We start from the raw sequence: 5,085 nt of genomic DNA on the forward strand, positions 1-5,085 counted from the left end.
AGTGCTCACGAGGCCGGAGGCGACCTAGCTCGCGAACCGGCCGTTCGCGTCGAGCTTGCGGTAGTAGCCCTCGAGGTCCATGCGGCGCCCGGCGTTCACCGTCGACTTGCCCTCGTCGACGAACAGGCGCAGCGGGATCGCCCGGAAGTCGAAGCTCACCCGCGAGGTGGGGGTGTCGTTCGCGTGGTTGCCGTGGCGGTTGTTCACCGCGTCGAAGCGCCACACCTGGCCCGGGTCAACGACGACCGGCGAGTACGCGTCGGCACCCGGCTCGTCCTCGATCCACATCGAGTTGTTCCCGTAGGCGCGGGTCAGCGGCAGCCAGTAGTTCAGCGTCGACGGCTGGTGGTTGTAGTCGGAGTCCTTGTGGAACTCGCTCACGGCCACGCTGCCGGGACGGTGCACGCGGAAGGTGGGGATGCGCTGCACCGCGAGGTCCTCGGCGTACTGCGGGAGGATCCACTCGACCAGGAAGCGGTCGTAGAGGTCCCGCACCTGCTCGTACTCGCGGTAGAAGATCGTGTGGTCGTCGGAGTCCTGGTCGTGGTTGTCGACGTCGGACCGGCGCCCGAGCTCGTGGATCTTCTCGAGATCCGGGGTGTCGAGGATCTTCGCGACCACGTCCGGGAACGGGAACTCGATCGGGTCGTAGGTCAGCACGGTGCCGAGCTGGCTCGGGTCAGTCATGGGTTCTTCCTTCTCGTCCGGCGGGGAGTCGTTTCCGGTGAAGGTGGTCAGGGGGTCAGGGTCAGGGGTCGAGGAGCTCCCGGTAGAGCGTCACGAGCCGATCGGCCCACGCCTCGGCCCCGAAGGCGCGCACGCTCTCGCGCGCCCTCGCCCCGCTGCGCACCCGGACCTCGTCGTCCGAGAGCAGCTTGTCCAGCGCCGCGGTGAGCGCCGGGGGATCACCGACGGGGACGACGACGCCGTTGTCCCCGTCGCGTACGAGAGTGGCCAGCCCGCCGACCGGGGTGACCACGGGGCACAGGCCCCACGCCATGCCTTCGAGCACGGACATCGGGAGGCCCTCCCACCAGCTCGGCAGGAGGAGGATCTGGGCGGCGCCGAGCAGGTCGTCCCGCTCGTCGGGGCCGATCCAGGAGCGGACGTCGACGGAGCCGTCGAGCCCGGCCGCGGTGACCGCGCGGCGCACGGCGTCCGCGTCCCCGTGGCCGGCGATCGTCACCGTCAGGCGGGCGCGATGGCAGGCGTGCAGGCCGGCGAGCGCGTCGACGAGGTCGAACACGCCCTTGCGGTCGATGAGCCGTCCGAGGAAGACCGCGCGCACCGTCTCGGCGCGCGGATCGCGCTCGGGCACCGTCTCGGGCCACTCGACGGGGTTGGCGAGCAGGATGACGCGCTCCCCGGGCAGGCCGAGTCGCTCGGTGTAGATCTCGCGTGCCCCGGGCGCGAGCACGACGACCCGGTCGGCGCGCAGCAACCACGCGACCGCGGATCGCGCGGGCGCGGGCAGGGCGTCGAACCAGTCGGCGAACGCGCCTGCGTGGGTGTGCAGCACCGTCGGGATGCCACGGGCGCGGGCGGCGGCGACGACGACGCCCTTGCGGACGACGGAGAGGCCCTTCGCGACGTGCAGGTGGACGACGTCGGGGCGGCGGTCCTGGGGGCCGAGAACGAGGGCGAGCGCCCGGGCGATCCCGACGACCATGAGCCGGAGCCGCCGCAGCGCCCCGGCCTCGTCGTAGGTGGTGGCGACGTGGAGCTCGACGTCGTCCCGCCCGGCGAGGAACCGCTCGTGCAGCCGCTGGACCGAGGACATCCCGCCGGGCGTCGTCGAGGACTGCCCGACGACGAGGACCCGGAGCCGTCGGCCCTCGGAGCGACCGCCCGCCGAGCCGGTCACCGGTCGGTGACCGCCGACGTCGCGGGGCGCGCTGCGGGCGCCGGGTCGACGGTGTCGTAGGCGGTGAGCAGCGCCGCCTGTGAGTGGGTCCACGAGAGTGCCCCGGCGACGCGCTCCCGCCCGACCTCGCCCATCTGCTTGCGGCGCACCGGATCGTCGAGCAGCTCCGAGATCAGCCCGGCGAACTCGTCGACGTCGTTGGGGCGCGCGAACAGCGCGGCGTCACCTGCCGACACCCGGCTCTCGGTGAGGTCGAACGAGACCATCGGCAGCCCCATCGCCATGTACTCCATGATCTTGTTCATGGTGGACACGTCGTTGAGCGGATTGAGCGGGTCCGGGGCGATGCCCAGGGACGCCGTCGAGAGGTAGCGGCGCACGAGCGGGGTGTCGGCCATGCCCGTGAAGGTCACGCGGTCGTCGAGACCGAGACGGTGCGCGAGGTCGACGACGTCGTCGAAGGCGTCGCCGCCCCCGAGGAACGCGGCGTGCCAGTCGTCCCGGCGCTCCGCGAGCTGCGAGAGGGCGCGCACGGCGTAGTCCACACCGTCCTGCGGGCCCATGACGCCGAGGTAGACGAGCATGTGCTCGCGGCCCTTCGCCAGCTCCGGCTCCGGCGGCACCTGCTTGAAGCGGTCCAGCGCGGGGGCACTGCGCACGGTGAACGCGCGGTGGCCCGGCACCCGGCCGCGCCCGACGGCCTTCGCGCGGTAGCTCTCGTTGGTCGAGATGACGGTGTCGGCGGTCCGGTAGGTGAGGTACTCGACCAGACGCAGGCCCCAGTAGAGGGCGTCGCGCTTCGGGCGGAAGCGGGAGAGGTAGAGCTCGGGCACCAGGTCGTGCTGGTCGAACACCACGCGGGTGCGCACCCCGTGCCGTCGCCCGATCACCCGCAGCACGAGCGCCACCAGGAAGAGCAGGTCGGGCGGGTTGCACAGGTGCACGACGTCGACCGGGGCGCGACGGGTGATCGCGCGGGCGAGCCGGATCGAGTGGAAGAGCGCGGTCGCGTACTCCTTGAGGTACCCCTGCGGCCCGCCGGACGCGGCCTCGAGCGGGTAGCGGTGGATCGCCACACCGTCGACGACGGCCTCGCGCTCGGTGTCCCGTTCCGTGCCCAGCGGACAGATCACCTCGACGTCCCACCCGTGATCGCGCAGCGTCGTGGCCTCCTGCCAGACACGGCGGTCGAACGGCACCGAGAGGTTCTCGACGAGGATGAGCGCTCTGCCGGGCAAGATCCTGAGTCCGTCCTGTCGGGGCCAGGGACGATCCGATCGGTGACCGGTCGGGTTACGGACCACGGTAGCGATGCCGTCCCGCGGGCCGTCGGGGTGCCCGCCGCAGCGTTGCGGGGGCGATCGGGCGGTACGTCGTGAGACGCCCGGCGGACCCCGCGGTTGCCTCGGCCGACCGGGCGACCCGCCGAGGGCGCGGGATCGACCCGGCGTGGCGGGGCGGGCGGGCCGATCGGGCGGGAATGCGACCATGGTCCGTGCCGGGACCGGCGGTCGACACGACGTCCGGTGCGGCGACGGACGAAGGCGACATCGTGGCCGTGAGCACGCACCGGTAGCGTCCGAGTCGCCCGAACGGGGCCACCGAGGGGGGTACCGCGACCATGCACGTGCACGTGGAGCTGCCCGAGGAGCTCGACGTGGAGGAGTACCGCCAGCGCAACGCGCGCGGGGAAATCCCGGACCACACGCCCTACGGGCTTCACCACCTCGGCGACGAGGGCGACGTCGTCACCTTCCGCAGGCCCGCCCGCGGCCTCACCGACTGGGCGGCGCGCAAGGTCCGCAACCAGCTGGACGGCTATGAGGCCGTGACCGCGCTGTCGAGCGCGCGGCAGCGCCGCGGGGCGGACGCGATCTTCTGCATGGACGAGCGCACCGGGTTGCCCGCCGCGTTCACGGCCCGCCGGCCGGTCGTCACCGGGGTCGCGTGGCTGGAACGCCCCGACCAGCTGGCCGGGACGCACCGCCGCAGCGCCGAGGGTGGCCTGAGCCGCGCGGCGGGCATCTTCACGCAGAGCCCGGCGATGGTGCCCATCCTGCGCGAGCACTGGGACGTCGATCCCGAGCGCGTGCACGCCGTGCGGCTGGGCATCGACCCCGAGTTCTACCCCGAACAGCCCTTGGACGGCCGGGACCCCGGCGGCGCGACCATCACCAGCGTCGGCGACGACCGCGGCCGCGACCACACGACGCTCGTCTCCGCGGTGAACCGGGTGCGCCAGCAGGGCCTGCCCGCCTGGCTCGAGCTCGCGACCACCCTCCACGTCGACCTGCCCCCCGAGGCGGGCGTGCTGCACGCGCGCCGGATGAACGCCGCGATGCGTGGGCTCTACGAGCGCTCGTCACTGGTCGCGATCGCCCTGCGGCCCAACCCGCAGGGCTCGGGCCTCACCGTGGCGCTCGAGGCCCTCGCCAGCGGCCGCCCGGTGGTCGCGACCGACAACCCCGGGATGGACACCTACGTCGACCACGGGCGGACCGGCCTGCTCGTGCCTCCCGGTGACCCCGAGGCGATGGCCGAGGCGATCGGCGGGCTGCTGGCCGACCCGGAGCGGGCCGCCGAGATGGGCCGCGCAGGGCGCAAGGACGTCGAGGCCCGGTTCACCTCGGCCCACATGGCGGCCGACCTGCGCGACATCATCCGCGGCGTCGTCTAGCCCCTCCTCGGGTGCCTCAGCGGCGACGCGGGGCGGCGTGCGGACGCAGCGCGGGAGCGACCGGGCGCCCCTCGAGCAGACCGGACGCGCTGCCGAGCTCGATCGCTTTGCCGTAGACCGGGAGCGCGTCGGCCACCGCCTGGATCGTCTGCTCGACGTCGGTGTCGGTGTGCGCCGCGGAGATCACGAAGGACTGTCCGAGAATCCCGCTCTTGAGCAGCTCGCCCAGGAACAGCGTCCGGTACTCCTGCGACGGGGCGCCGGAGGGATCCCGGGTGAGGAACACCAGGCAGTTCGGGTGCCCGGCGACCTCGACGTACTCCCGCATCCCGGCGTCGTCGATCACCTGGTTCGCGCCGGCCGCCAGCCGCTCGCCCGCGCGGCGCATGGCGCCGACCGGGTCCGTCGTCCGGTAGGTCTCGACGACGGCGCGGAACGCGGCGAGCCCGACGGTCTCCGGGCCGTTCGTGGTGGAGAGCAGGAAGACGCGCTCGCCGTCGGTGTTGAGACCGCCGAGCTCCATGAGGTCCCGCTTGCCCGCCAG

General features: G+C 73.1%; 4 protein-coding genes and 1 pseudogene. 1 reads left to right on the forward strand and 4 read right to left on the reverse strand.

Features of this window, described 5'->3' with window-relative positions; genetic code table 11:
- Nucleotides 1–24: 24 nt before the first annotated feature.
- From VGI02_RS20080 to VGI02_RS20090, 3 genes are all read right to left on the reverse strand, one after another.
- Complete coding sequence (locus VGI02_RS20080; protein ID WP_331630121.1) at nt 25–687, reverse strand: hypothetical protein; 663 nt, start codon at nt 685–687, stop codon at nt 25–27.
- 61 nt (nt 688–748) lie between these two features.
- Nucleotides 749–1,864 carry a glycosyltransferase family 4 protein gene (locus VGI02_RS20085; RefSeq protein WP_331630123.1) on the reverse strand — a complete coding sequence of 372 codons (1,116 nt, stop codon included), beginning with the start codon at nt 1,862–1,864 and terminating at the stop codon, nt 749–751.
- Nucleotides 1,861–3,102, reverse strand: a complete 1,242-nt coding sequence (locus VGI02_RS20090) for a glycosyltransferase family 4 protein (protein ID WP_331630125.1) — start codon at nt 3,100–3,102, stop codon at nt 1,861–1,863. The genes VGI02_RS20085 and VGI02_RS20090 overlap by 4 nt, the downstream gene beginning before the upstream one ends.
- A 383-nt stretch (nt 3,103–3,485) precedes the next feature.
- Here VGI02_RS20090 and VGI02_RS20095 point away from each other — a divergent pair, with 383 nt between their 5' ends.
- A complete protein-coding gene (locus VGI02_RS20095; protein ID WP_331630127.1) occupies nt 3,486–4,541 on the forward strand; it encodes a glycosyltransferase family 4 protein in 1,056 nt (351 codons plus the stop codon).
- 16 nt (nt 4,542–4,557) lie between these two features.
- On the opposite strand, the pseudogene VGI02_RS20100 reads toward VGI02_RS20095, so the two are convergent.
- Nucleotides 4,558–5,085, reverse strand: a pseudogene (locus tag VGI02_RS20100) (glutamate-1-semialdehyde 2,1-aminomutase); the annotation flags it as partial.

The sequence above is a fragment of the Actinomycetospora sp. genome (assembly GCF_036497245.1).
Classification (GTDB): domain Bacteria; phylum Actinomycetota; class Actinomycetes; order Mycobacteriales; family Pseudonocardiaceae; genus Actinomycetospora.

Bases quoted from the DNA above. Each gene is read 5' to 3' on its own strand.
- VGI02_RS20080 (WP_331630121.1), bottom strand. From the start codon at position 687: ATGACTGACCCGAGCCAGCTCGGCACCGTGCTGACCTACGACCCGATC.
- VGI02_RS20095 (WP_331630127.1), top strand. From the start codon at position 3,486: ATGCACGTGCACGTGGAGCTGCCCGAGGAGCTCGACGTGGAGGAGTAC.